We start from the raw sequence: 26,008 nt of genomic DNA on the forward strand, positions 1-26,008 counted from the left end.
GCACGAAAGTGCGGGGCTTTTTTACGTCTGCACTTTGCCACGTTAAGCTGAAAACTTGACCTGTAAGCCTGCTCCGGTAGCCTCCAGGTTCCTCCATTTCCTTTTTGAATTACCAGTAGCCTGGTAAACACAGGAAACTATAATAATCATTAGATCAAAATATAAAATAAAGACAAGCAGATACAAAGTTTTTGAAATTTATAGCTTAATAAGTTACCAACTTATTAAGCTAATATGATAATAAACCTGCTAACAGGACTAACGCATAGCATTTAGAATGAATGGATTTTATTCTATTTACATTTTTTAGTGCTTGATCGAAACTAATTTCGACATTTAATTAAATGTCTCCGATGGATTTCTATTGAGCATTAACTAATTTAAGGAAGATTAAAATGAAAGAACTGACTGTTGCTGAAACAGAATTAGTATCAGGTGCCGCCTCTACTGGGATCTTAGACAGCATCGGTGGTGCAGTTATCGGAATGTTTGCTGGCGGAATGGGCGTTGCATGGGCGGGCTGGAACATCTCTGCTAATACTAATGGCGTAACCAGTGGAATCCTGGCTCCAGCACAGGGTGTTTTAGGCGGCCTGTTTGGTGGCATTTGGGGCGTTGTTTTTGGTCTGGTAGTCGGTGCTGCGGAAGGTACTGCTGATTCAATGGCACGCGCAGACTCAGTCTGGACAAATATTTTGAACGCTGGCTGATAATGCTCTGATCGTCCGGGGCATCACCTGCCATTTTAAATATCAGGCGTGCTGCCCCTTTTTTCTCTATCCCTGTCTGAAGCTATTTTACTGGTAATCAGTCATCCGATGTTGCAATGGCTGAGAATGCTCAGCGACTCTTATTCCACGAATAACTGTAGCCATCGTCATCCAGAGATAAAAAAGCTCTTTTTTTTGCAAAAATAAGGACGTCCCGTTAATTGTTACTATCGGGCTGGATCTTCTGCTACTGGACTTTACATTATGCTGGCTGACGACCATTTCCGTCCGGCATATTGCCGGCAGGATAGTCCCTAAGGTCATCAGGCGTATTCACATTCAGGAATAGCGATTCATCATCATCCAGCAGCACCGCATGTCCACCCTGATCGAGCAGGAACTGCATCAGGCGACGCTCACCAGCCTGCAGGTATTCACCGAGTGGCGTACGGAGATCGCGATGAATCAGCGCCAGCGTAGGATGATCGCGCGACTGTGAGCGCACCCACACTGCGGGGGCATCGCCTCGTTGTTGCATCAGCCGCTCCACGAAGTTGAGCGGGATAGCGGGGGTGTCGCAGGCGCTGAATACCGCCCATTCCCCTTCAATCTCACGCAACCCACTGTAGATCCCGGCCAGCGGACCGGGATAATCCTCAAAGACGTCCTGCACCACGCGGCATCCGCTTAACTGATAGCGATCAATATTACGATTCGCGTTAATCATGACAATGTCGACTTGTGGCCTGAGCCGTTCAAGGACATGCTGATAAAGCGGCCTGCCATCCAGCTGTACTAACCCTTTGTCCTGACCACCCATACGGCGGCCCTGACCACCGGCCAGAATGATGCCGGTTAATATTGTCATGACTGTGCCCTCGCTGATGACGCACTGTGAAAGGAGAAATCTGAATGAAATGCCATCGTTTAAACGAGTTAATCGAGTTGCTGCAACCCGCCTGGCAAAAAGAGCCTGATCTTAATCTGGTCACATTTTTGCAGAAACTGGCTCAGGAATCTGGTTTCCGTGGCCCGTTAAGTGAATTAACCGATGATGTATTAATTTACCATCTCAAGATGCGTGACTCAGCCAGCGATGATGAGATCCCAGGCCTGAAAAAAGATTATGAAGTTGATTTCAAAACAGCACTGCTCCGCGCACGGGGTGTCATTAAACAGGACGAGTAGTGTTATCCTTGGCTGCTATTTGCAAGGGCAACTACAGGTAACATGATGAGCGACGCTGCTTTTAACTTCCAGACATTGAATCCCGACGTGTTGCTTGATGCGCTCTGGGAAACAGGAATTCGCGTCGAATCGGGTCTGACAGCCCTGAACAGCTACGAGAACAGGGTTTATCAATTCAGCGACGACGAAAAACGCCGCTATGTTGCGAAGTTTTATCGCCCACAGCGCTGGCGTGCCGAACAGATTGCTGAAGAACATCAGTACGCACTTGATCTGCTGGCTGACGAAGTGCCCATCGCGGCGCCACTGCGGTTAAAGGGTGAGACACTGCACAGTCACGCTGGCTTCTTCTTTGCCGTATTCCCCAGCCTGGGCGGACGGCAATATGAGACAGACAACGAAGATCAGATGGAGTGGGTAGGCCGCTTCCTGGGCCGCATTCATCAGACCGGGCGTAAAGCGCTGTTCAGGCATCGGCCTGCCATCGGTCTGGATGAATATCTGCATGAACCCCGGCAGGTGCTGGAGCACTCTCTGTTAGTGCCTGCATCGCTTAAAGTCGCACTGCTACAGGCTATCGATAAGCTGGGAAACACGCTGCAACAACAGTGGCACACCACGTGGCAGCCGCTACGATTACATGGCGACTGCCATCCGGGTAATATCCTGTGGCGTGACGGACCGCTGTTTGTCGATCTGGATGATGCCCGTAATGGCCCGGCCGTGCAGGATCTCTGGATGCTGATCAGCGGCGATCGTCAGGAACAGCGTATTCAATGGGATATACTGCTGGAGGCGTACAGTGAGTTCAGTGATTTTGATATTAATGAATTGTCACTGATTGAACCTTTACGCGCCATGCGCATGGTTTATTATCTGGCCTGGGTTGTCCGACGCTGGCAGGATCCCGCTTTTCCGCGCGCTTTCCCCTGGATGACAGATGAAGATTTCTGGCGCAGGCAAATTTCACTCTTTACCGAGCAGGAGAAGCTGTTGCAGGAACCTCCTCTGCAGCTGACACCGCAATATTAATGACGTAGTCAGGAGAATTTTTCACGATGAAAAAAATTTGGTTTGCACTGATGGGTTTAGTGCTGGCATTCAGCGCATCTGCTGCCCAGTTCACTGAAGGTAAACAATATGTGAGTCTGCCTAAACCTGTGGCCGGCGAACCTCAGGTGATGGAGTTCTTCTCCTTCTTCTGCCCGCACTGCTATCAGTTTGAACGTATTTATCACGTCAATGACGCGGTGAAAAAGAATCTGCCTGCTGACACTAAGATGGTGAAATACCACGTCGATTTTCTCGGTGGAGAGCTGGGGCCGGTCGTGACCCAGGCCTGGGCTGTCGCGATGGCGCTGGGCGTTGAAGATAAAGTGACAGCACCGATCTTCGATGGCATTCAGAAAACGCAGACCATCACCGATCCTGCCAGTCTGAAAGAGACCTTTGTCAAAGCGGCCGGTATCTCTGCGGCGGACTATGATGCAGCCTGGAACAGCTTCGCCGTAAAAGCGCTGGTTGCGCAGCAGCAAAAAGCCGCTGCTGATGTTGATCTGCGTGGTGTGCCTGCTATTTTCGTGAATGGCAAATACATGGTTAACAACGGCGGTCTTGATACCAGCTCTATGGATAATTTCGTCGCAGACTATGCGAACGTGGTTAAATTCCTGGTAAGCCAGAAGTAATCAGCCTCACACCCCCGTTAAACGCCAGCTCTGCTGGCGTTTTTTTTATGCCTTTGAACAACGGGCCAATTTTTGTCCATCTCCAGGGCATAAATTTAATATCCACACAAGGGATCGCGCTATTAAAAATAGCGATCGGGTCACGGAAATTAAATAAACCAATGAAATTTATGGTTTTTATTCAGGTTCCGATTATTTATTTTCCTGAAAAACAGCGCGTTATAATTTTTACGCACAAAGTTATCCACAGAACGATCGTTGCGATCCTGTCCCCAAAAGCGTGAAAAACTCCAGACGTGGCACGCCTTAGTTCACCATTTCTGCCTGGTTGTGGCATCCTTATAGCCCAACTCATAGCAACGAAGACTACACAGACTTATGGCGCAAATAGCAGAAAATCCCCTGATTCTGGTCGATGGCTCATCCTATCTTTATCGCGCGTATCACGCGTTTCCGCCGCTGACCAACAGTGCAGGTGAACCCACTGGCGCCATGTACGGCGTGCTCAACATGCTGAAAAGCCTGCTGGCGCAATACAATCCGAGTCACGTTGCTGTGGTATTCGATGCCAAAGGCAAAACCTTCAGGGACGAGCTGTTTGAGCATTACAAATCTCACCGTCCCCCGATGCCTGACGAGCTCCGTGCACAAATTGAGCCGCTGCATGAGATGGTGCGGGCGATGGGGCTGCCGTTGCTGGCTGTGAGCGGCGTCGAGGCTGATGATGTCATCGGTACGCTGGCGCTGGAAGCGGAGAAAAAGGGTCTCTCAGTACTGATCAGCACCGGCGACAAAGATATGGCGCAGCTGGTCACGCCCGCCATCACGCTGATTAACACCATGAGCAACACCATTCTGGGACCAGAAGAGGTTGAGCAGAAATATGGTGTTCCACCCGCATTGATCATCGACTTCCTTGCCATGATGGGTGATAGCTCCGACAACATTCCTGGCGTGCCAGGCGTCGGTGAGAAAACGGCACAGGCGTTGCTGCAGGGGCTGGGCAGCATGCAGACGATCTATGACAATCTGGACAAAGTGGCCGATCTCGGCTTTCGTAGTGCCAAAACCATGGCGACCAAACTTGAGCAGAATCGTGATGTGGCGTTTCTCTCTTATCAGCTGGCGACCATTAAGACAGACGTTGAGCTGGCGCTGCCCTGTGAAGAGCTCACAGTCACTGAGCCCGATACAGAGGCATTGCAGGCCCTGTTCAGTCGTTACGAGTTCAAACGCTGGCTGAGTGACCTGCAGGACGGTAAATGGCTGCAGGGTAAAAAGAGCACTACGCAGGCGCAAAAAGCGCAGGCCGATGAACCGGCCCCGGTGGCTGAAACCAGCAGCGTGTTACCGACCGAGGGTTATGTCACCATTCTGGATCAGGATCTCTTTGATAGCTGGCTGGAGAAGCTGAAAAACAGCGAAGTCTTTGCGTTTGATCTGGAGACCGACGCGCTGGATACCCTGAGCGCTAATATCGTCGGCATCAGCTTCGCGGTGGCGCCCGGTGAAGCCGCCTATCTGCCGGTTGCCCATGACTATCTTGATGCGCCTGATCAACTGGATCGCGCTACCGTTCTGGCACAGCTCAAGCCCTTGCTGGAAGATGAGAGCGCATGGAAAGTTGGCCAGAACCTGAAATACGATCGCGGCGTGCTGAAAAACTACGACATTGAACTGGCCGGTATCAAATTCGACACCATGCTTGAGTCCTATATCCTCAACAGCGTGGTGGGCAAACATGACATGGATAGCCTGGCCGCTCGCTGGCTTAACCATAAAACCGTGACCTTCCAGGAGATCGCCGGTAAAGGCAAAAATCAGCTGACGTTCAATCAAATCGCGTTAGAGCAGGCATCCCATTACGCTGCCGAAGATGCAGATGTGACCCTGCAGTTGCATCTGAAGATGTGGCCAGAGCTGGAGAAAGAAGCGGGTCCGAAAAAAGTCTTCGAACAGATTGAGATGCCGTTACTGACGGTGATTTCGCGCATAGAGCGCAACGGTGTGTTGATCGATCAGTCTATTCTGGCGCAGCATTCGAAAGAGCTGACGGCCCGACTGGCTGAGCTTGAGTTGAAAGCGCATGAGCTGGCGGGGGAACCCTTCAACCTCTCATCCACCAAGCAGCTTCAGGTGATCCTGTTTGAAAAACAGGGCATTAAGCCCACGAAGAAAACACCAGGCGGCGCGCCTTCAACCAGCGAAGAGGTGTTAGCCGAGCTGGCACTTGATTATCCGTTACCCAAAGTGATTCTGGAGCATCGCGGCTTATCCAAACTTAAGTCTACTTATACGGATAAATTACCGCTGATGATCAATCCGATCAGTGGCAGGGTACATACCTCTTATCATCAGGCCGTCACCGCAACCGGACGTTTATCCTCTGCCGATCCGAATCTGCAAAACATTCCGGTGCGTAATGATGAAGGACGCCGAATCCGTCAGGCATTTGTTGCGGCCAAAGGCCATCGCATTGTGGCGGCAGACTATTCACAAATCGAACTACGTATCATGGCGCATCTCTCTCAGGACAAAGGATTACTGGACGCTTTTGCCCAGGGCGAAGATATCCACCGCGCGACGGCATCCGAAGTGTTTGGCGTGGCGCTGGATAAGGTCAGCGGCGAACAGCGTCGCAGCGCCAAAGCGATCAACTTTGGTCTGATTTATGGCATGAGCGCCTTTGGTCTGTCGCGTCAGCTGAATATCGGTGCGGGTGAAGCGAAAAAGTATATGGATCTCTACTTTGAACGCTATCCGGGCGTCCTGCGCTATATGGAGAACACACGCCAGCTGGCGGCGAGTAAAGGCTATGTCGAAACGCTGGAAGGCCGTCGGCTGTGGCTGCCCGATATTAAATCCGGTAACGCCATTCGCCGGAAAGCCGCTGAACGTGCCGCGATCAATGCGCCGATGCAGGGAACGGCAGCGGATATCATTAAGCGGGCAATGATTGCCGTGGATAACTGGCTGGAACAGCAAAACGACAATGCCGTCAGAATGATCATGCAGGTTCACGATGAACTGGTGTTCGAAGTCAAAGCCGAGGCGGTTGAAGAGGCGAGCCAGAAAATCCGTGCGCTGATGGAAGGTAGCGTGCAGCTCGACGTACCTTTACTGGTTGAGGTCGGTGTGGGTGACAACTGGGATGAAGCCCACTGATTCGATGCGTGTGGCCGGTTCTGAAGAGCAGAACCGGCCCTGAATCAGGTATAAGAAAATCGTTTAGTTGACCGGTTTAGCGTGGTCAACGCTGGCACTGAGAGAAAACGCTTTTCTAACTGCTTATGGTCTAAACATTTTTTTCGTCATTAAACTACATCGCAACGCTATTTTTGTGACGTGCATGGTAAAAAAAGTCCTGTTTCATGTAAGTAAGCAACAAAAAAGCCTTTGTCACGCACAGAAAATCAGGTAAAGTTCGTCGCGTAGGGTACAGAGGTAAGATGTTCTATCTTTCAGACCTTTTACTTCACGTAATCGGATTTGGCTGAATTTAGCCGCCCCAGTCATTCTGTGACTGGGGCGTTTTTTATTGGGCTTTTTGTACCGTCAGCATCACCGGCACAAGGTTGCCACTCACTCTTCCGCGTCCTGATCTTCAACCGCAGGTTCAAGCGTATTAAACCAGCTGTCCAGCTTCTGACGAACCTTATCCACGCCGATTTTCTTCAGCGATGAGAAGAGCTCTACCTGCACATCACCAACAAATTCGAGTGCGGCTTCACGCACGACATTGAGCTGCGCTTTACGGGCACCTGAGGCCAGTTTGTCTGCTTTAGTGAGAAGCAACAGCACCGGAATGCCACTTTCCACTGACCACTGAATCATCTGCCGGTCGAGATCTTTCAGCGGATGACGGATATCCATCAGGATAACCAGTCCTTTCAGCGCCTGACGTTTTTGCAGGTATTCACCTAACGCGCGCTGCCACTTCAGCTTCATCTCTTCCGGGACTTCGGCATAACCGTAACCGGGCAGGTCGACCAGACGCTTACCTTCTTTCACTTCAAACAGGTTAATCAGCTGCGTACGTCCCGGCGTTTTACTGGTACGCGCCAGACCCTTCTGATTGGTTAACGTATTCAGCGCACTCGATTTTCCCGCGTTCGAGCGGCCAGCGAAAGCCACCTCAATTCCGGTATCGGCAGGCAGATGGCGGATATCCGGCGCGCTCATGACAAAGTGGGTAACGTGGTAATTCAATTCAGACAAGGTGACACTCCAGAAAACGCATTAAGGCAATGCGGGCGATTATACGCGTTATGACGCGAAAGTGCTCAATCGCATCTCGGTAACAAACTTTGTAAGAGATTTGCCATTCACGGTGCGGGTTATTTCGCTTTTTACTTTAATTACTAAAAATAAAAAAATATGTAATTCAAACCCTTATCTTAAAACGTTCTTTTTTTGAACTAACTATTTTTGACACTGACTTGAGGCTTTTACCAGTTGGTCTACATTAGTGTGCAGTGCACGGCAGCACACATCAGGATGATGCGCTCAGGGATACCAGGAGGGTTATGAGCGATGGAATGGAACAGGGTCAGGGATGCGGCCAGACAGGGATAAGGAATAGCTCAGGAGTTGAGCAGGCGCGGGATTAACCGGGATGTTACGAGCCGAAAAGGATTTAAAACATGATTCCTTCTTATGAAGGTATGAAATAAGGCGACAGCTTGAGCTGTCGCCTTTTTTCTTTGTCTACTTTCTGCTAGATTTCGCCGCAATTCTATACTGAATAAAAAAAGCCGGGACCGAATACTATGAAGCAACCTGCACGAGCTGCTAACGGCAAACCTGCCGTCAAAGCCAAACGCAAATCGCGTGACGATATCAACCATGAAGCACGCGATCGCAAACGTGATAAAAAGCATCGCGGACATGCATCTGGCAGCCGTGCTAATCCGGCTGCGTCCGAAAACAATGGCGGACGTCAGGCGGACAGCGTGAAAGATCCGCGCATCGGGAGTAAAAAACCGGTGGCCCTGATCGCTGAAGGAAAAACCGCCGCCGTTAAACCAAAGAAAAGCGCAGAAAAACCGGCAGCAGAGAAGAAAGTGCGTCTGACACCAGAAGAAGAGCTGGCGAAGCTGGAAAATGACGAACGTCTGGATGCGCTGCTGGATCGGCTGGAAAATGGCGAAACGCTGTCGGCTGAAGATCAGGGCTGGCTGGATGCCTCGCTGGATCGTATCGACGAACTGATGGAGCAGTTAGGCATTGTGATGGATGATGCCGAAGATGAGCAGGCTGAAGAAGATATGTACCGTCTGCTGAAAGGCAACTAAGCAAATTTGATCGGCATGCGTTACCCGCATGCCGCGCTTAACAGGTAAACGACAATGTTTTGGCCTGGATCAATTTTCGCGCTGCTGGCGACATGTTATCTGCTGTGGTTATTGTTTAAACTACGACGCCTGTCGCGTCTGAAGCAACGTTTACGTCGGGTCTCATCCCGCTCACCTTTTATCTCCTCTTCTTCGCGACCTTCTCTCAGACGACGTCACCGGAAGGAGTGAGCATGCCATCGCAGCAGATTGAGTGGGATCAGGCGTTAATTGAAAAGTACAATTATGCCGGCCCGCGTTACACCTCCTATCCCACTGCGCTGGAGTTCAGCGAGCAGTACGCGGAAAACGACTTCCAGCGTGCCGTGGCGCGTTACCCTGAGCGTCCGCTGTCGCTCTATGTCCATATTCCCTTCTGCCATCGTCTCTGCTACTTCTGCGGCTGCAATAAGATAGTGACGCGTCAGCGCCACAAAGCGGACCGCTATCTGGATGTGCTTGAGCAGGAGATTATTCAGCGTGCGCCGCTGTTTCGTCAGCGTCAGGTCACGCAGCTTCACTGGGGCGGCGGTACGCCAACCTTCCTCGACAATGCGCAGATTTCCCGGCTGGTGGGTTTACTGAAGCAGCATTTCAGCGTGGCCGATGATGCCGAAATGTCGATCGAAGTAGATCCCCGGGAAATTGCGCTGGATGTGATTGATCACCTGCGATCGCTGGGATTCAACCGGCTGAGCATGGGGGTGCAGGACTTCAACAAATCGGTGCAGGAGCGGGTTAACCGGGTACAGGATGAAGAGGTGATTTTCGGGCTGATGGCGCGTGCCCGTGAACAGGGGTTCAGCTCGACCAGCATTGACCTGATCTATGGTTTACCCCTGCAGACGCCCGCCAGCTTCGCCTGGACGCTGGAGCGGGTACTGGCGCTGAGCCCGGATCGTCTTAGCGTCTTTAACTATGCGCATCTGCCGGCGATGTTCGCGGCACAGCGTAAAATCAAAGAGGGTGAACTGCCATCGGCTCAGCAAAAGCTGGATATTTTACAGCAGACCATCGCAACTCTGACTCAGCAGGGCTACCAGTTCATTGGAATGGATCACTTTGCGAAGCCGCAGGATGAACTGGCTATCTCGCAGCGCAAAGGCCAGCTGCATCGCAATTTCCAGGGATACACGACGCAGGGCGACAGCGATTTGCTGGGGCTTGGCATCTCTGCCATCAGCATGATTGGCGACAGTTATGCGCAGAACCAGAAAGACCTTAATACCTGGTACAATTGTGTGGAACAGCAGGGAAATGGCCTGTGGCGTGGCATCGCCTTAACCGACGATGATTGCCTGCGTCGGGACGTGATAAAAACGCTGATTTGTAACTTCTCGCTGAATTTTGCCGCGACAGAAGCGCAATGGGGCATTCGCTTCAGCGACTATTTTGCTGAGGATCTGGCGCTGCTGAAACCGTTGATAGCTGATGGGCTGGTGGAACTAACCGCTACGGGGCTGGAGGTGACGGGAATTGGCCGGTTACTGATCCGCAATATCTGCATGTGCTTTGATCGCTATCTGCGTCAGAAAGCGCGTCAGCAGCAGTTCTCCCGCGTTATCTGAAGAAACGGGCTGGCAGACTTCACCAGCCCGAACTGAACCGCTTATTCCATGCCCAGCTCTTTGAGCTTGCGCGTCAGCGTGTTTCGTCCCCAGCCCAGCAAACGTGCCGCTTCCTGTTTGTGGCCCTGCGTATGACGCAGCGCAGTAGTGAGCAGCGTGCGCTCCATCTCCGGCTGGGCTTCTGACAGCAGATTCTGATGACCGGAACGCAGAGCGCGATCGGCCCACTGTGCCAGCAGTGTTGCCCAGCTGTCAGGCAGCGACTGCACCGGATTCTCCGGCGTACTGGATTCAAACAGTTCTCCGGGCAGGTCCTGAATCAGGACTTCCTGACCCGCAGCCATCACGGTCAGCCAGCGACAGGTGTTCTCCAGCTGACGCACGTTACCTGACCAGTGCAGTCGGGTTAACGCTGTCTCGGTTTCCGGATGCAGAATCTTCGCTTCCACACCCAGCTCACGCGCCGCCACCTGCAGGAAATAACGCGCCAGACGCGGGATATCCTCACGACGCTCACGCAGCGGCGGCAGATGCACACGAATCACATTCAGGCGGTGAAACAGATCCTCACGGAACTTGCCTTCCTGTACGCGTAATTCCAGATTCTGGTGGGTCGCCGCGATAATACGCACATCCACTTTGACCGGCGCATAGCCACCAACGCGATAGAACTGGCCATCGGCCAGCACGCGCAGCAGACGGGTCTGCACATCCAGCGGCATATCACCGATCTCATCCAGAAACAGCGTGCCGCCATCCGCCTGCTCAAAACGGCCCTGACGGATCTGGTTCGCCCCGGTAAAGGCGCCTTTTTCGTGACCAAACAGTTCTGATTCAATTAAATCTTTGGGGATCGCCGCCATGTTGAGCGCGATAAAGGGCGCTTTGGTGCGCGGGCTGTGGCGATGCAGCGCATGGGCCACCAGCTCTTTACCGGTACCGGACTCGCCGTTGATCAGCACACTGATCGACGAGCGCGATAATCGCCCGATGATGCGGAACACATCCTGCATCGCGGGCGCTTCACCGATGATATCGGTGGTGGGTCCGCTGACCGGCTGATTACGTGGCTGCTGCTGCTCCTGATAGTGGCTGATAGCACGCTCGACCAGCGCAACCGCTTCATCAATATCGAACGGCTTAGGCAGGTAATCAAAGGCACCCTGCTGATAGGCGCTGACGGCTGCGTCCAGATCTGAATGCGCCGTCATTATGATGACCGGAAGCATCGGATGACGCTGTTTAATCTGTTTCAGCAGCGCCAGGCCATCCATACCGGGCATGCGAATGTCTGACAGTAAAACGTCCGGGGTCTTGGTTGAGAGGGCATCCAGCACCTCGCTTGCGCTGTCAAAAGTCGCACAGCTCAAACCGGCTCCAGTGAGCGCGCGTTCAAGCACCCAGCGGATGGAGCTATCGTCATCGACGATCCAGACTATCCCTCGTTGCATAGAAACCTCACTGGCGAATAGGCAGGTAAACCGAGAATTCGGTGTGTCCCGGCCAACTGTTAAATTCTATTTTTCCTGAATGTTGATCAATCAGGCTACGGGCGATGGAGAGGCCTAAACCGGTACCGCCTTCGCGTCCGCTGACCATCGGATAAAACAGCGTATCCTGCAGCTGGGCCGGAATGCCGGGGCCATCATCTTCAATATCAATACGTGCCACCAGCCGATAACGCGTGCCGTGCAGCGTCAGCTGGAAAGCCGTGCGGGTGCGGATAATAATGGTGCCGCCATCGTCGCCCAGCGCCTGAAGCGCATTGCGTACCACGTTAAGCAGCACCTGTTCAATCTGATCGGGATCGTGCGGCAGTTCCGGCAGGCTGGGATCATAATCCCGTACCAGCGAGACATTCTCCGGCAGCTCCATCGACACCAGATTGACCACCCGTTCGGCCACCTGATGAATGCTCTGCGTGATGTGCATGCCCGGCTGCTGCGGCCCCAGCAGACGATCAACCAGATTCCGCAACCGGTCGGCCTGTTCAATAATCACTTTGGTATATTCATTCAGCGAGGGATCGGGCAGGGCGCGGGATAAAAGCTGTGCCGCGCCGCGCAATCCTCCCAGCGGATTTTTAATCTCATGGGCCAGGCCGCGAACCAGATCGCGAGCGGCCACCTGCTGGGCGTGCTGTAACTGCTCCTGACTGAGACGACGCTGATTATCCATCGGCGCCATTTCCATCAGGATTAAGCCATCGGGTAACCGCTGGGCGGTCAGCGACATAATGTGCGCGCGACCATCTACCACCAGCGTGACCTCACTGTCAGTAAATCCCTGGCCAGCCTCAAGACTCTCGCGCATCACCTCGATATTCAGCGAAAAGTAGCCGGTTAATTCCGGTAACGGCGTGCCGAACAATTTGCGTGAGCTTTGCGCCAGTAATTGCTGCGCCGCCGGGTTGGCGTAATGAATAACCAGATCGTTATCCACCAACAAAATACTGTTGATTAACGCGTTGAGAATCTGCCCTGCATCGGGCAGAGAGCCAGTTGCCATACAGCGTTCCTCTGCACTAAAGAGGTGCATTTTAGTCTTTAAGCCGAAAAGAGGGCGAATGAACGGTGAATTCGCGGAGAAAAAAGCCCATCCGAAGATGGGCTAAAAGTTTCCACGGCAACAAAAAACGTCTGACCAGTTAAACGCTGTAGTAGAGCTCGAACTCAACCGGGTGTGGCGTCATGCGAACGCGATCCATCTCTGCTTTACGCAGTTCGATGTAAGCATCGATCGATTCGTCAGTGAATACTCCGCCGCGGGTCAGGAACTCGCGGTCTTCGTTCAGTGCATTCAGCGCTTCTTCCAGAGAGCCTGCAACTTTTGGAATCTCAGCTTCTTCTTCCGGTGGCAGGTCATACAGGTTTTTGTCCATCGCATCGCCAGGATGGATTTTGTTGATGATGCCATCCAGGCCAGCCATCAGCAGTGCGGTGAACGCCAGGTATGGGTTAGCCGCTGGATCCGGGAAGCGCGCTTCGATACGACGCGCTTTCGGGCTGGCAACAACCGGAATACGGATTGAGGCTGAACGGTTACGGGCAGAGTAAGCCAGCATAACCGGTGCTTCGTAACCCGGGACCAGACGCTTGTAAGAGTTGGTGGTCGGGTTCGCCAGGGCGTTGATCGCTTTAGCGTGCTTGATGATACCGCCGATGTAGAACAGCGCCATTTCAGACAGGCCGCCGTACTTATCGCCGGCAAACAGGTTCTGGCCACCTTTGGAGAGTGACATATGGCAGTGCATGCCTGAACCGTTGTCGCCAAACATAGGCTTCGGCATAAAGGTCGCGGTTTTGCCGTAAGCGTGCGCAACGTTGTGAACCACATATTTGTAGATCTGAATTTCGTCCGCTTTTTTGGTCATGGTATTGAAGCGGGTTGCCACTTCGTTCTGACCCGCGGTCGCCACTTCGTGGTGATGCGCTTCAACAACCAGGCCCATCTGCTCCATGGTCAGACACATGGCAGAACGAATGTCCTGTGATGAGTCAACCGGTGGAACCGGGAAGTAGCCGCCTTTCAGACCTGGACGGTGACCTTTGTTACCGCCTTCGTACTCTTTACCGGTGTTCCATGCTGCTTCTATATCGTCGATAGCAACGTGTGAACCGGACGTCGATGAGCCGAAACGGATGTCATCGAACAGGAAGAATTCTGGTTCTGGTCCAAACAGTACGGTATCAGCGATGCCGGAAGAGCGCAGGAAATCTTCAGCGCGCTTAGCGATAGAGCGTGGATCGCGGTCGTAGCCCTGCATGGTGCCTGGCTCGAGGATGTCACAACGGATGATCAGCGTAGAATCTTCGAAGAAAGGATCCATGACCGCCGTGGTGGCGTCAGGCATCAGCACCATGTCTGATTCGTTAATGCCTTTCCAGCCGCCGATAGACGAACCATCGAACATTTTGCCTTCTTCGAAGAAGTCAGCGTTAACCTGGTGAGCAGGGATCGTAACGTGCTGTTCTTTACCTTTGGTATCGGTAAAACGCAGGTCAACAAACTTAACTTCATGCTCGTTCATCATCGAGAGAACGTGTTCAGCGGACATACTCAACTCTCCTGGAAATGGTCTTTCATTATCTACATGGCGAGGAAACGTCGTTTCCGGAATACGTTGCGGGAAAACAACTCCCTGACCAACCTCTTCCGGCACGCTCTTCAACCGACATCTGTCTGGCGTTTACGCTTGATTTAGATAAAGCGAATTCTGTGCCAACTTTTTTGATGATGCTTAAATCGCCTTGTGGTGCACCTTTTTGTCATAAAGCGGCTGCACCACGATCGTTTTATTGCACCAGTGTGGTGCTTAACGGTCATCTGGTGGCACTATTTTGGTGCATCAGACCAACTTAGTGCATTTTCTGCACCGCTAACAGGGCAAATTGGTCTCCATGCAATAAACTTTCAGTGAAAAGTGTGATCGTGTTCAGTCTTCCGCTTAATCAGTGTACAATAACGCGCTATTTCTAATGCCTGAGGCAAAGCTGTGATCGAAAATTTGCGTAACATCGCCATCATCGCGCACGTTGACCATGGAAAGACCACCCTGGTTGACAAACTGCTGCAACAATCCGGTACTTTTGATGCCCGTACCGAAGCAACAGAGCGCGTGATGGACTCCAATGATTTGGAGAAAGAGCGTGGGATTACCATCCTCGCAAAAAACACCGCCATTAAGTGGAATGACTACCGTATCAACATTGTTGATACCCCGGGACACGCCGACTTCGGTGGTGAAGTTGAGCGCGTCATGTCCATGGTGGACTCGGTGCTGCTGGTTGTAGATGCGATGGATGGCCCTATGCCGCAAACCCGCTTCGTGACCAAAAAAGCGTTCGCGCATGGTCTGAAGCCGATTGTGGTTATCAACAAAGTAGACCGCCCTGGTGCGCGTCCGGATTGGGTTGTTGATCAGGTCTTTGACCTGTTCGTTAACCTGGATGCTACTGATGAGCAGCTCGACTTCCCTATCATTTTCGCCTCTGCGCTGAATGGTATTGCTGGTCTTGAGCACACCGACATGGCTGACGATATGACCCCGCTGTATCAGGCGATCGTCGACCACGTTGCGCCTCCGCAGGTTGAGGCTGACGCCCCACTGCAGATGCAAATCTCTCAGCTGGACTACAACAACTACCTGGGCGTGATCGGCATCGGCCGTATCAAGCGCGGTAAAGTTAAGCCTAACCAGCAAGTCACTATCATCGATAGCGAAGGCAAAACCCGTAACGGTAAAGTCGGTAAAGTCCTGACTCACCTGGGTCTTGAGCGTATCGACAGCGACCTGGCAGAAGCGGGCGATATCATTGCTATCACCGGTCTGGGCGAGCTGAACATCTCTGACACCATCTGTGATCCACAGAACGTGCAGGCGCTGCCAGCACTGAGTGTCGATGAGCCAACAGTTACCATGTTCTTTAACGTCAACACCTCACCGTTCTGCGGTAAAGAAGGTAAGTACGTGACTTCACGTCAGATCCTTGAGCGTCTGAACAAAGAACTGGTTCACAACGTGGCACTGCGCGTTGAAGAAACCGAAGATGCTGACGCGTTCCGCGTATCAGGTCGTGGTGAGCTTCACCTGTCAGTTCTGATCGAAAACATGCGTCGTGAAGGTTTCGAACTGGCGGTATCCCGTCCGAAAGTTATCTTCCGCGAAATCGATGGCCGTAAACAGGAGCCATTCGAGAACGTTACGCTGGATATCGAAGAGAACAACCAGGGTTCAGTCATGCAAGCCATGGGTGAACGTAAGGGCGATCTGAAAAACATGGATCCGGATGGCAAAGGCCGCGTACGTCTCGACTACGTGATCCCAAGCCGTGGCCTGATCGGCTTCCGTAACGAATTCATGACCATGACTTCCGGTACCGGTCTGCTCTACTCTACCTTCAGCCACTACGATGACATTCGTGCGGGCGAAGTGGGCCAGCGTCAGAACGGCGTACTGATCTCCAACGGTCAGGGTAAAGCAGTTGCGTTTGCACTGTTCAGCCTGCAGGACCGCGGTAAGCTGTTCCTGGGTCACGGTGCAGAAGTCTATGAAGGCCAGATCATCGGTATTCACAGCCGTTCTAACGACCTGACAGTTAACTGCCTGACCGGTAAGAAACTGACCAACATGCGTGCTTCAGGTACTGATGAAGCCACGACGCTGGTTCCGCCAATCAAGATGACCCTTGAGCAGGCGATCGAGTTCATCGATGATGACGAACTGGTAGAAGTTACACCACAGTCAGTGCGTATCCGTAAACGTCACCTGACTGAAAATGACCGTAAACGTGCATCACGTGGTCCTAAAGACGCATAATTGCGCCTTTAACTGATAAAGAGCCCCGCCTGCGGGGCTTTTTTTTTGCCTGAAATTCCTGCCTCTTCAGCCGGGCCAGCGATTATTTGTGGGATATGTCGCGCTTTTTACCTGCCCGCTGCCGTTTACGCTTTTCTCTCCGCGAGTGCCTGTTCAGCCTGCCCTTTTGCCGCTAGAGTGAATACTCCAGGGAACAGAAGGAGACACACCATGCTGTATATCTTTGATTTGGGCAATGTGATTATCGATATCGACTTTAACCGCGTGCTGGGTGTCTGGAGTGACCTTAGTCGTGTGCCGCTGGCCTCGCTGCAAAGCCATTTCCAGATGGATGAGGCGTTTGAACAACACGAACGTGGCGAGATCAGCGATGAAGATTTCGCGCTGGCGCTGTGTGAAAAGCTGGAAATCGCGCTGAGCTATGAACAGTTTGCCGCTGGCTGGCAGGCGGTATTCGTTGACGTGCGTCCGGAAATCCTGGCGCTGATGAACCGGCTGCGGCTGGAGGGCCATCGGGTGGTGATCCTCTCTAACACCAACAAACTGCATTGCGAATTCTGGCCAACACAGTATCCGGACGTGCAGCAGGCAGCCGACAAGCTCTATCTCTCCCAGGAGCTGGGCATGCGTAAACCGGAAGCCCGGATTTATCAGCATGTGCTGGACGCAGAAGGTGTGGCTGCCGATCAGGCGGTATTTTTTGACGATAATCCACAGAATATTGAGGCGGCCCGCGCCCTGGGTATTGAAAGTGTACTGGTTACTGACAGTAAAACGGTACCCAACTGGTTTGCAGGTCAACAGTAATTCATGATGTCACGTAAATTTCGTCCCGGGCTGCATGCGTTCTGGTTGTGGCTCAAACTGTTGTGGAAACGCATTGATGAGGATGGCATGACGACCCAGGCCGGTAATCTGGCTTATGTCTCATTGCTGGCGCTGGTGCCGCTGATTGCGGTGGTGTTTGCCCTGTTTGCGGCGTTTCCGGTCTTCTCTGATATCAGTGTGCAGTTGAAGCACTTTGTCTTTACCAATCTGATGCCGGCTGCAGGTAACACGCTGCAACGCTATCTTGAGCAGTTTGTGGCTAACGTAAACCGGATGACGGCGGTCGGAGCGGTCGGCCTGATTGTTACCGCCTTACTGCTGATGCATTCCGTCGATACCGCGTTAAACACCATCTGGCGCAGCAACAAGAAGCGGCCGATGGTCTATTCCTTTGCGGTCTACTGGATGATCCTGACACTTGGCCCGTTACTGGCCGGTGCCAGTCTGGCGATCAGCTCCTATCTGCTGTCGCTGCGCTGGATTAACGCGACAGGCGTCACCAGCCTGGTCGATCAGATGCTGCGTATTTTCCCGCTCCTGCTGTCGTGGCTCGCCTTCTGGTTGCTCTACAGCATCGTTCCTACCCAGCGAGTGCCGCCGCGCGATGCGCTGATTGGCGCGCTGGTTGCCGGTGCGCTGTTTGAGCTGGGCAAAAAGGGCTTTGCGCTCTATGTTACTATGTTCCCCTCTTATCAGCTGATCTACGGCGTACTGGCCGTGATCCCCATTCTGTTTCTCTGGGTCTACTGGACCTGGTGTATTGTGTTGTTAGGCGCTGAAATCACCGTTGCGTTAGCCGACTATCGGCAGTTAAAGCAGCAACACAAAGAGGAGCAACGCGAGGAAACATGATTGCATTGATTCAACGCGTACAGCGCGCCAGCGTCAGCGTCAATCAGGAAGTGGTCGGTGAAATCGATGCCGGTTTACTGGTTTTGCTGGGCGTGGAAAAGGACGATGACAACGCGCATGCGGAACGTCTCGCAGAACGCGTATTGGGCTATCGCATCTTTAGTGATGAGCAGGGCAAAATGAACCTGAGTGTTCGCCAGGCGGGCGGAAGCTTGCTGGTGGTGTCACAGTTTACGCTGGCCGCAGATACCCAAAAAGGGATGCGTCCCTCCTTTTCGGGTGGCGCCGAGCCCGCTGAAGCCGAGCGGCTGTATGAATATTTCAGCGACTGCTGTCGCAAGCAGGGCATCACCACGGCTAATGGCCGTTTTGCTGCGGATATGCAGGTCTCGCTGGTGAATGATGGTCCTGTGACGTTCTGGTTACAGGTGTGAGAGCGTCAGCTGAGCGGCAGGGAACTGGCCACACATCCGAGCGGGAGAAACATTACATGTATCACCTTCGCGTGCCACAGACGGCGGAAGAGCTGGATATCTATTATCAGTTCCGCTGGGAGATGTTGCGTAAACCTCTGCGTCAGCCGCAGGGGTCGGAACGTGACGCCTGGGATGCGCTGGCGCATCATCAGATGGTGGTTGATGAGCAGGGAAATCCGGTCGCCATCGGCCGTCTCTATATTAATGCCGACAATGAGGCCGCTATCCGCTTCATGGCCGTTCATCCCTCGGTTCAGGGCAAGGGACTGGGTACTCTGGTGGCGATGACGCTGGAATCCGTGGCGCGTCAGGAAGGGGCTAAGCGGGTCACCTGCAGCGCCCGCGAAGATGCTGTCGCTTTCTTCGCTAAACTCGGCTACATCAATCAGGGCGAGATTACCGCGCCGCAGACGACGCCGGTTCGTCACTTTCTGATGATCAAACCGGTCGTCACGCTTGACGATATCCTGCATCGCGCCGACTGGTGCGGTCAGCTGCAACAGGCCTGGTATGATCATATCCCGCTCAGCGAAAAGATGGGCGTCCGTATTCTGCAGTTTACCGGGCAAAAATTTATCACCACCATGCCGGAAGCGGGCAACCAGAATCCACACCAGACGCTGTTCGCTGGCAGCCTGTTTTCGCTGGCAACGCTGACCGGCTGGGGGTTGATCTGGTTGCTGCTGCGCGAGCGTCATCTGGGTGGCACCATTATTCTGGCGGATGCGCACATTCGCTATAGCCACCCCATCAGCGGACGGCCTGGCGCGATTGCCGATCTGGGCTCATTAAGCGGCGATCTCGACCGCCTGGCGCGCGGACGTAAAGCGCGTGTGCAGCTCGAAGTTGAGCTGTTTGGCAATGATGAGTGTGGCGCTGTGTTTGAAGGGGTCTATATCGTCCTGCCCGCCGATCCTGATGGGCCGCTGGAAGAGGGGGGATCCGGCGCGCGTATCAACTAATCATCAGGGCCGCTTCGGCGGCCCTGATCTGTTGTTAACGTACCTCGCCAGCCTGCATGGTCTGCTGCAGTTGCTGACTGTCGGTTGTCACCGACAAACTGCCATTAACCGTCGGGCGCAGCGGCTGATTTGCGGTTAATGCACCGTTCAGCTGCAGCTGCATATTACTGTCACCGGTTAACGGCAACGCGGGCCATCCCCAGTTCTGCAACACATTCACCGGTACAGCACGACCTGTCAGTTGCAGCGTCAGCGGACGGGCTGGCTGCTGGCCTACGGTGGCCGTCCCTTCGAGCAGACCCTTATTACTGAACGCACTCAGCTCCGTAACCTGAATCTGCTGCTGGTCAGCGCTCAGCGCAATCGACGGATGACGCAGGTCGGTGCGATTAAAGGTTGATTCTGCCGCGTTCAGGCTGAGCTTACCCGACCAGATCCCCCACTGGTGCTGCTGCGCCAGCAGCAGGTTTTCACCGGATCCATCCAGTGAGGTCAGCTGGAAGGGAAAAGCCGGATTGATGTCGATAATCAGGTTTCGGTTAGAGGTGAAGCGCGTCACCTCTACGCTATCCAGCCACGCGGGCAGTGTCGCCTGCCAGCGATCGCGCCAGTCCTGCGGCAGAGTGTATTCCAGTCCCGCCACCGCCAGGTTTTTCAGTGTCAGGCGTTTATCGCTACGCGACCAGTCACCGTCAGCCCGAATTACCCCATTTGCCCAGCGTGAACTGAACTGCGTCAGCGCCACGCCCTGCGGTGAGAAGTCCAGGTTAACGATGGGGTCATTTAGTTCGAATCCACCGTTGATAAAATTGCTGGCATTCAGCGCCAGCGAACCATCGTTACTCTGCCAGTCATCACCCTGCCAGTTAACGTTTCTCAGCGTCAGATCCAGATCCGTTACCGCCCAGTCAGGCCCCTGCAGGCGGGCATCGGTCATGTCGAGCCGCGTAATAGCGATCGAGGGGACAACCTGCAGGCTATGCAGGAAATCTTTCAGGCTGCTGGTGGTCTGCAGACGGATGTCGTTCAGTCGCAGCTGATTAATTTTCCAGTTGCCCTGGGCATCGCGCTCACCGTTGCCGGTCATAGAGCCACGCGCCAGGTCGGCACCAATATTGTCAAAGCGCATCCGACCCTGGGAGACACTGCCCTGGATCAGTACGTTTTCACCCGGCACATTATTCAGTGTCATGCTGCCTGCGCTCATCTGGAAGCGGGCATCGCGGCCCAGCATATCAAGGGCAGTGGGTTTCCACGGCAGAATGCCGCCATTAACCTGCTGAGCAAACAGCGGTAACGCGCTGTTGGGGCTGTCGATACGCATATTGTTGAGTTGCAGTCGATCGGCCTGAATCGGTAGCGCGCTGCCTGGCGCCAGATTGGCCAGATTCACTTCTCCGTCGCGCAGCTCAAGGCTGCTGAAATGCAGCGGATCGCTGAACTGAATCAGTGCCAGACCGAGATCGACCCGTTTCGCCACCAGAACTGCAGGCTGTCCATCGTGACCAAAGCTGAAGTCATCCAGAATGATGTGAGAGGGAGAGGAGAAATTGTGTTCAATTTTACTCAGGGAGAGATGCCATTCGGTTTTGTCACTCACCCAACGGCTAAACCAGCCTGCACCCCACTGTGTCTGCAACAGAACATAGATCACGACCAGGGTGAAAAGCAGCAGCAAAAGTAAGGTGAGGAAAAACTTTCCAATAAATTTCATAGCATCCTTCCCGAGTTAAATCCGGTGAGAGGTTGTTATGCCTGAATTACCGTTACAGCTCAACAGCCTGGATGTAAATCCGAATAATTAGCAGGCAGGCCGAAGCCTGCCTCTGGCCTTACTTCTCTGGCGGAAAAATCAGGTTGAGTACGATAGCGGTAATGCCGCCCGCCGCAATACCGGAAGAGAGCAGGGTTTTCAGCCAGTCAGGCGCAAACTGCAGGATCAGCGGCTGCTGGGAAACGCCCAGGCCCACCGCCAGCGACAGCGCAATAATCATGATGGCGCGGCGGTTAAGCGGCTCGCGTGACACAATGCGGACACCCGAGGCTGCGATGGTGCCGAACATCACAATGGTGGCGCCGCCGAGTACCGGTTCAGGGATCATCTGCACCAGCCCGCTGACCGCCGGGAACAGCCCCAGCACAATCAGCATCAGCGCGACAACAAAGCCCACGTAGCGGCTGGCAACACCGGTCAACTGGATTACGCCATTGTTCTGACCGAAGCAGGAGTTCGGGAAAGTATTAAACAGCGCGGAGACAAAGGAGTTGAGGCCATTCGCCAGCACGCCGCCTTTCAGGCGTTTCATATAGAGGGGTCCGCTGACCGGCTGCTCTGACACATCTGAGGTGGCGGTGATATCGCCGATAGTCTCCAGAGAGGTCACCATAAACACCAGCATCAGCGGGATGAGCAGATTCCAGTCGAAGCCCAGCCCGTAATAGAGCGGGGTCGGCACCACGATTAGCGGCTGATCGGTGGGGATGCCGGCGGCAGGCAGCATGCCCATCGCCCAGGCCAGCAGATAGCCCACCGCCATGGCAATGACCAGGGAGGCAACGCGCAGGTAGGGGTTCTTCTGCCGGTTAAGTAGCACGATCACCAGCAGCACAGCCCCTGCCAGCATCAGATTTTTCGGCGCACCAAAAGTATGGTCGTTAATCGCGCTGAAACCGCCTCCAATGGAGGTCAGCCCTACCTGAATCAGCGACAGGCCGATAATCATCACCACGATACCGGAAACCAGCGGCGTAATGATCCGGCGCGCCAGGTGCAATACGCGTGACAGCACCATTTCGGTACAGGAGGCGACCATCAGCGTACCAAACAGCGCCGCCATCATGGTGGGCACGTCAGCGCCGCCATTTTTTAGCGCCATGCCGCCCATAATCAAGGGCGTAACGAAGTTGAAGCTGGTGCCCTGAATTGACAGCAGGCCCGAACCCACCGGCCCCCATGTTTTGATTTGCAGCAGTGATGCCACACCCGATGCAAACAGCGACATGCTGATCACGTGCCGGGTATCCTCTGCGGGCAGCCCTAACGCCTGACAAATCAGAATCGCGGGGGTAATGACCGCGACAAACATCGCCAGCAGATGCTGACCGGCGGCAAACAGCGTTTGTGGCAGGGGAGGACGATCTTCAAGACGATAAATCAGTTCGCTTTGCGTGGCGGAAGGCTGTTCTGGCTGCGGATTAGTGGACATCTTCTGTTCTTCCCAAAAAATAATGTGGCGATTGTAATCATCCGCAGGCTAAAAGCAATCGTTTGCCCGACAGGGATAAAAAAGCCGAATCAGATGGGGATCATTCAGACGTTGGTATAACGGGTGTTCTCTGGCAGCCAGCGTTCAATCAATGCGCTGGCCTGTTCGGGATAGTGCTGGTGGATGTGGCGCGCCACACGCTGAACTTCGGGCACCATCGCCGCATCGCGCAGCAGGTCGGCCACTTTAAATTCGGCATTGCCGGTCTGACGCGTGCCCAGCAGTTCACCCGGCCCGCGAATCTCCAGATCGAACTGGGCAATGACGAAGCCGTCATTGCTGTCGCGTAGCACCTGTAAACGCTTCTGCGCCGTCTTGCTCAGCGGCGCTTTGTAGAGCAGTACACAGTGTGATGCCACGGCACCACGGCCCACACGGCCCCGCAGCTGATGCAGCTGCGCCAGCCCTAACCGCTCCGGGTTTTCGATGATCATCAGGCTGGCATTCGGCACGTCCACGCCGACCTCAATCACAGTCGTCGCCACCAGCAGCTGCAGTTCATTCGCTTTAAACGCCTGCATCACCGCCTGTTTTTCCGCAGGCTTCATCCGGCCATGCACCAGCCCGATGTTTAAGTCGGGCAGCGCCGTTTTCAGGGATTCCCAGCTGGCTTCTGCCGCCTGTGCTTCCAGCAATTCTGACTCTTCAATCAGGGTGCAGACCCAGTAGGCCTGACGCCCTTCGCGGCAGGCATGCTCAACCCGCGCCACAATCTCATCGCGTCGGGTATCGGGGATAGCCACGGTGGTCACCGGTGTACGTCCCGGCGGCAGCTCATCAATGGTGGAGGTATCGAGATCGGCATAAGCGGTCATCGCCAGGGTGCGCGGAATCGGTGTGGCGGTCATGATCAGCTGATGCGGATGGAAGCCCTGCTCCTCACCTTTCTCCCACAGCGCCAGTCGCTGGTGGACGCCGAACCGGTGCTGCTCATCAATAATGACCAGTGCCAGACCGTTGAACTGCACCTGCTCCTGAAACAGAGCATGTGTGCCCACCACCATCGCCACCTGACCGCTGGCTATCGCTTCCTGCTGTGCATGGCGGGCTTTGCCTTTCTGTTTTCCGGCCAGCCAGCCCACTTCAATGCCCAGCGGCGCAAACCACTGGCGGAAGTTACTGGCGTGCTGTTCAGCCAGCAGTTCGGTCGGCGCCATCAGGGCAACCTGCTTACCATGTGCGATAACGTTCAGCGCAGAAAGCGCGGCGACCAGTGTCTTACCCGAGCCGACGTCACCCTGCACCAGCCGCATCATCGGAAAGTCATTTGCCAGATCTTTCTCTATCTCCGCCACCACGCGTTTCTGCGCATTGGTCGGTGAAAAGGGCAGCGCAGCCAGCAGCTGGTCACTAAGGTTGTGCCGGGGAAGCATCGGTAAAGCGTAATAGCGCTGAGCACCGGCGCGTACCGCCAGCATGCTGAGGTTGTGCGCCAGCAGCTCTTCCAGAATCAATCTGCGTTGTGCCGGATGACGACCACTCTCCAGCTCGCTGAGTTTTAGATCGGGTGGGGGACGATGCAGCGTGCGGAGCGCATCTGGCAGGCTGATTAAACCGCCGCTCAGTTCCTGCGGCAGCAGTTCGGCAATCGGGCAGCTCTCCAGCAGCGTCAGTGCCTGATCGGTGAGATTACGCAGCGTGGCCTGCCGAATACCTTCGGTGGTGGGATAAACCGGCGTTAAGGTCTCTTCCAGCGTCACATTGCTCTGTTCGCCCTGGATCCGGTATTCGGGATGGATAATCTCAGCGCCACGCTGACCGCGTTTAATTTCACCATACGCGGTGACGCGCCGGCCCGGCGACAGGTTGTTCTTCATTCCGGCATTGAAATTAAAGAAGCGCATCGTCAGTACACCGCTGCCATCGCTAATCTGGCACACCATCATCCGGCGGCGACCAAAGGTGATGTCCGTATGCAGCACTTCACCTTCTACTGTGGCCCAGATACCGGGCAGCAGATCATCAATGGCATAAAGTTGGGTACGATCTTCGTAGCGTAGCGGGAGATGAAGCAGGAGATCCTGAATGGTATGCAGGTCAATTTTGGCCAGCTTTGCCGCCTGGCTGGCACCGACGCCGGTCAGGGTACTGAGCGGGATGGCATCCAGCAGACGGCCTTTCATCTTCTTTTACCGGTCGATTGCATGGTTGCCCACCAGCTGGGATCGGCGTCGACTTCGCCCTGCGCATTGATGCGCGGATAGGGTAAACCTTTCTGTTTTGCGACCCGCGCCAGCACCGGGAATCCGCCTTCGAACAACAGACGTTGCTGCTCATCTTCGTCCAGCAGGCTGTAGTCGCGCAGGTACAACCCCGCGTTCTGCCGCTGCCGCTGTGCTTCATACAGGATCAGCGCGCAGGCAACCGAGACATTCAGCGACTGCACCATACCCACCATCGGAATCACAATCTGCCGATCGGCCAGCGCCAGCGCTTCTTCGGTGATGCCGGTTTTTTCCTGGCCCATCAGGATGCAGGTCGGAAGGGTATAATCGATCTCACGGAAATCCACGGCATCGGCAGAGAGATGGGTCGCTAAAACCTGCATCTTCTGTTGTTTGAGCTTTTTTACAGCATCGCCGATGGTGGGATGGGTGACCACTTTCACCCAACTGTTGCTTCCGGCAGATGCGGAAGCCTGAGTGCGCATCCGCTGGCTCGGCCAGACGGCATGCACTTCGTGGATGCCGACGGCGTCCGCCGTGCGGATCACTGCGGAAACATTGTGCGGTTTATGCACCTGCTCCATACAGACCGTGAGATCGTGCTGGCGCAGTGCCAGCATCGCCTGAATCCGGGCAAATCGTTGATCGTTCAT

At 54.1% G+C, this 26,008-nt stretch carries 22 protein-coding genes; 13 read left to right on the plus strand and 9 right to left on the minus strand.

The window, feature by feature from the left end; genetic code table 11:
* The first annotated feature begins 395 nt into the window (after positions 1–395).
* Entirely contained in the window at positions 396–710 is a 315-nt protein-coding gene (locus tag ACK13D_RS18975; protein ID WP_010672113.1) for a hypothetical protein, read from the plus strand.
* A gap of 262 nt (positions 711–972) precedes the next feature.
* Here the strand turns inward: ACK13D_RS18975 and mobA are convergent, their stop codons facing one another.
* Entirely contained in the window at positions 973–1,578 is a 606-nt protein-coding gene (gene mobA / locus ACK13D_RS18980) for a molybdenum cofactor guanylyltransferase MobA (RefSeq protein WP_418796985.1), read from the minus strand.
* A 44-nt stretch (positions 1,579–1,622) separates the two neighbouring features.
* Here mobA and ACK13D_RS18985 point away from each other — a divergent pair, with 44 nt between their 5' ends.
* The 5 genes from ACK13D_RS18985 (at position 1,623) to ACK13D_RS22075 (ending at position 7,083) form a co-directional block, all read left to right on the plus strand.
* Positions 1,623–1,898 carry a YihD family protein gene (locus tag ACK13D_RS18985; protein ID WP_033759287.1) on the plus strand — a complete coding sequence of 92 codons (276 nt, stop codon included), beginning with the start codon at positions 1,623–1,625 and terminating at the stop codon, positions 1,896–1,898.
* Positions 1,899–1,943: 45 nt separating this feature from the next.
* Complete coding sequence (locus tag ACK13D_RS18990; RefSeq protein ID WP_010258460.1) at positions 1,944–2,930, plus strand: serine/threonine protein kinase; 987 nt, start codon at positions 1,944–1,946, stop codon at positions 2,928–2,930.
* A 26-nt stretch (positions 2,931–2,956) separates the two neighbouring features.
* Positions 2,957–3,586 carry a thiol:disulfide interchange protein DsbA gene (dsbA, locus tag ACK13D_RS18995; protein WP_010672112.1) on the plus strand — a complete coding sequence of 210 codons (630 nt, stop codon included), beginning with the start codon at positions 2,957–2,959 and terminating at the stop codon, positions 3,584–3,586.
* A 378-nt stretch (positions 3,587–3,964) separates the two neighbouring features.
* The gene (gene polA, locus ACK13D_RS19000) at positions 3,965–6,751 is read left to right on the plus strand and encodes a DNA polymerase I (protein WP_418796986.1); all 2,787 of its coding nucleotides are present in this window, start codon (positions 3,965–3,967) and stop codon (positions 6,749–6,751) included.
* Positions 6,752–7,035: 284 nt separating this feature from the next.
* Complete coding sequence (locus ACK13D_RS22075) at positions 7,036–7,083, plus strand: spot 42 RNA, inhibition of DNA synthesis (RefSeq protein WP_071892919.1); 48 nt, start codon at positions 7,036–7,038, stop codon at positions 7,081–7,083.
* Positions 7,084–7,168: 85 nt separating this feature from the next.
* On the opposite strand, the gene yihA is transcribed toward ACK13D_RS22075, so the two are convergent.
* A complete protein-coding gene (gene yihA / locus ACK13D_RS19005; RefSeq protein WP_010258448.1) occupies positions 7,169–7,804 on the minus strand; it encodes a ribosome biogenesis GTP-binding protein YihA/YsxC in 636 nt (211 codons plus the stop codon).
* A gap of 551 nt (positions 7,805–8,355) precedes the next feature.
* Between yihA and yihI the strand changes: the two genes are divergently transcribed.
* Complete coding sequence (gene yihI, locus ACK13D_RS19010; RefSeq protein WP_010258445.1) at positions 8,356–8,880, plus strand: Der GTPase-activating protein YihI; 525 nt, start codon at positions 8,356–8,358, stop codon at positions 8,878–8,880.
* 233 nt (positions 8,881–9,113) lie between these two features.
* Entirely contained in the window at positions 9,114–10,487 is a 1,374-nt protein-coding gene (gene hemN / locus ACK13D_RS19015) for an oxygen-independent coproporphyrinogen III oxidase (RefSeq protein WP_418796987.1), read from the plus strand.
* A gap of 41 nt (positions 10,488–10,528) precedes the next feature.
* Here hemN and glnG read toward each other — a convergent pair whose 3' ends face one another.
* From glnG to glnA, 3 genes are all read right to left on the minus strand, one after another.
* A complete protein-coding gene (glnG, locus tag ACK13D_RS19020) occupies positions 10,529–11,938 on the minus strand; it encodes a nitrogen regulation protein NR(I) (protein WP_010258440.1) in 1,410 nt (469 codons plus the stop codon).
* A gap of 7 nt (positions 11,939–11,945) precedes the next feature.
* Positions 11,946–12,995: a nitrogen regulation protein NR(II) gene (glnL, locus tag ACK13D_RS19025; protein ID WP_008926971.1), complete on the minus strand. Its 1,050-nt coding sequence runs from the start codon at positions 12,993–12,995 to the stop codon at positions 11,946–11,948.
* Positions 12,996–13,134: 139 nt separating this feature from the next.
* Positions 13,135–14,544, minus strand: coding sequence for a glutamate--ammonia ligase (gene glnA / locus ACK13D_RS19030; protein ID WP_010258434.1), 1,410 nt, complete (start codon positions 14,542–14,544; stop codon positions 13,135–13,137).
* 438 nt (positions 14,545–14,982) lie between these two features.
* Here glnA and typA point away from each other — a divergent pair, with 438 nt between their 5' ends.
* The 5 genes from typA (at position 14,983) to fabY (ending at position 19,924) form a co-directional block, all read left to right on the plus strand.
* Complete coding sequence (gene typA / locus ACK13D_RS19035; RefSeq protein ID WP_010258429.1) at positions 14,983–16,806, plus strand: ribosome-dependent GTPase TypA; 1,824 nt, start codon at positions 14,983–14,985, stop codon at positions 16,804–16,806.
* Positions 16,807–17,016: 210 nt separating this feature from the next.
* On the plus strand, positions 17,017–17,613 hold the full coding sequence (gene yihX, locus ACK13D_RS19040) for a glucose-1-phosphatase (protein WP_010258428.1): 597 nt from the start codon (positions 17,017–17,019) through the stop codon (positions 17,611–17,613).
* A gap of 3 nt (positions 17,614–17,616) precedes the next feature.
* On the plus strand, positions 17,617–18,486 hold the full coding sequence (locus ACK13D_RS19045; protein WP_010672108.1) for a virulence factor BrkB family protein: 870 nt from the start codon (positions 17,617–17,619) through the stop codon (positions 18,484–18,486).
* A complete protein-coding gene (dtd, locus tag ACK13D_RS19050) occupies positions 18,483–18,920 on the plus strand; it encodes a D-aminoacyl-tRNA deacylase (protein WP_418796988.1) in 438 nt (145 codons plus the stop codon). The genes ACK13D_RS19045 and dtd overlap by 4 nt, the downstream gene beginning before the upstream one ends.
* Before the next feature lie 56 nt (positions 18,921–18,976).
* Positions 18,977–19,924, plus strand: a complete 948-nt coding sequence (gene fabY, locus ACK13D_RS19055) for a fatty acid biosynthesis protein FabY (RefSeq protein ID WP_010258423.1) — start codon at positions 18,977–18,979, stop codon at positions 19,922–19,924.
* A 34-nt stretch (positions 19,925–19,958) separates the two neighbouring features.
* Here fabY and ACK13D_RS19060 read toward each other — a convergent pair whose 3' ends face one another.
* From ACK13D_RS19060 to trmH, 4 genes are all read right to left on the minus strand, one after another.
* The gene (locus tag ACK13D_RS19060) at positions 19,959–21,638 is read right to left on the minus strand and encodes an AsmA family protein (RefSeq protein WP_033766530.1); all 1,680 of its coding nucleotides are present in this window, start codon (positions 21,636–21,638) and stop codon (positions 19,959–19,961) included.
* Positions 21,639–21,756: 118 nt separating this feature from the next.
* Positions 21,757–23,130 (minus strand): nucleobase:cation symporter-2 family protein, encoded by a 1,374-nt coding sequence (locus ACK13D_RS19065; RefSeq protein ID WP_010258420.1) that lies wholly within the window; start codon positions 23,128–23,130, stop codon positions 21,757–21,759.
* Between the two features lie 104 nt (positions 23,131–23,234).
* Positions 23,235–25,313, minus strand: coding sequence for an ATP-dependent DNA helicase RecG (gene recG / locus ACK13D_RS19070; RefSeq protein ID WP_022624892.1), 2,079 nt, complete (start codon positions 25,311–25,313; stop codon positions 23,235–23,237).
* On the minus strand, positions 25,310–26,008 hold the full coding sequence (gene trmH / locus ACK13D_RS19075; RefSeq protein WP_010258414.1) for a tRNA (guanosine(18)-2'-O)-methyltransferase TrmH: 699 nt from the start codon (positions 26,006–26,008) through the stop codon (positions 25,310–25,312). Before trmH ends, recG begins: the two co-directional genes overlap by 4 nt.

The sequence above is a fragment of the Pantoea sp. K16 genome, from assembly GCF_048452805.1.
Lineage (GTDB): Bacteria > Pseudomonadota > Gammaproteobacteria > Enterobacterales > Enterobacteriaceae > Pantoea > Pantoea agglomerans.

Bases quoted from the DNA above. Each gene is read 5' to 3' on its own strand.
- ACK13D_RS18975 (WP_010672113.1), top strand. From the start codon at position 396: ATGAAAGAACTGACTGTTGCTGAAACAGAATTAGTATCAGGTGCCGCC.
- mobA (WP_418796985.1), bottom strand. From the start codon at position 1,578: ATGACAATATTAACCGGCATCATTCTGGCCGGTGGTCAGGGCCGCCGT.
- ACK13D_RS18985 (WP_033759287.1), top strand. From the start codon at position 1,623: ATGAAATGCCATCGTTTAAACGAGTTAATCGAGTTGCTGCAACCCGCC.
- ACK13D_RS18990 (WP_010258460.1), top strand. From the start codon at position 1,944: ATGAGCGACGCTGCTTTTAACTTCCAGACATTGAATCCCGACGTGTTG.
- dsbA (WP_010672112.1), top strand. From the start codon at position 2,957: ATGAAAAAAATTTGGTTTGCACTGATGGGTTTAGTGCTGGCATTCAGC.
- polA (WP_418796986.1), top strand. From the start codon at position 3,965: ATGGCGCAAATAGCAGAAAATCCCCTGATTCTGGTCGATGGCTCATCC.
- yihI (WP_010258445.1), top strand. From the start codon at position 8,356: ATGAAGCAACCTGCACGAGCTGCTAACGGCAAACCTGCCGTCAAAGCC.
- hemN (WP_418796987.1), top strand. From the start codon at position 9,114: ATGCCATCGCAGCAGATTGAGTGGGATCAGGCGTTAATTGAAAAGTAC.
- glnG (WP_010258440.1), bottom strand. From the start codon at position 11,938: ATGCAACGAGGGATAGTCTGGATCGTCGATGACGATAGCTCCATCCGC.
- glnL (WP_008926971.1), bottom strand. From the start codon at position 12,995: ATGGCAACTGGCTCTCTGCCCGATGCAGGGCAGATTCTCAACGCGTTA.
- glnA (WP_010258434.1), bottom strand. From the start codon at position 14,544: ATGTCCGCTGAACACGTTCTCTCGATGATGAACGAGCATGAAGTTAAG.
- yihX (WP_010258428.1), top strand. From the start codon at position 17,017: ATGCTGTATATCTTTGATTTGGGCAATGTGATTATCGATATCGACTTT.
- ACK13D_RS19045 (WP_010672108.1), top strand. From the start codon at position 17,617: ATGATGTCACGTAAATTTCGTCCCGGGCTGCATGCGTTCTGGTTGTGG.
- dtd (WP_418796988.1), top strand. From the start codon at position 18,483: ATGATTGCATTGATTCAACGCGTACAGCGCGCCAGCGTCAGCGTCAAT.
- fabY (WP_010258423.1), top strand. From the start codon at position 18,977: ATGTATCACCTTCGCGTGCCACAGACGGCGGAAGAGCTGGATATCTAT.
- ACK13D_RS19060 (WP_033766530.1), bottom strand. From the start codon at position 21,638: ATGAAATTTATTGGAAAGTTTTTCCTCACCTTACTTTTGCTGCTGCTT.
- ACK13D_RS19065 (WP_010258420.1), bottom strand. From the start codon at position 23,130: ATGTCCACTAATCCGCAGCCAGAACAGCCTTCCGCCACGCAAAGCGAA.
- recG (WP_022624892.1), bottom strand. From the start codon at position 25,313: ATGAAAGGCCGTCTGCTGGATGCCATCCCGCTCAGTACCCTGACCGGC.
- trmH (WP_010258414.1), bottom strand. From the start codon at position 26,008: ATGAACGATCAACGATTTGCCCGGATTCAGGCGATGCTGGCACTGCGC.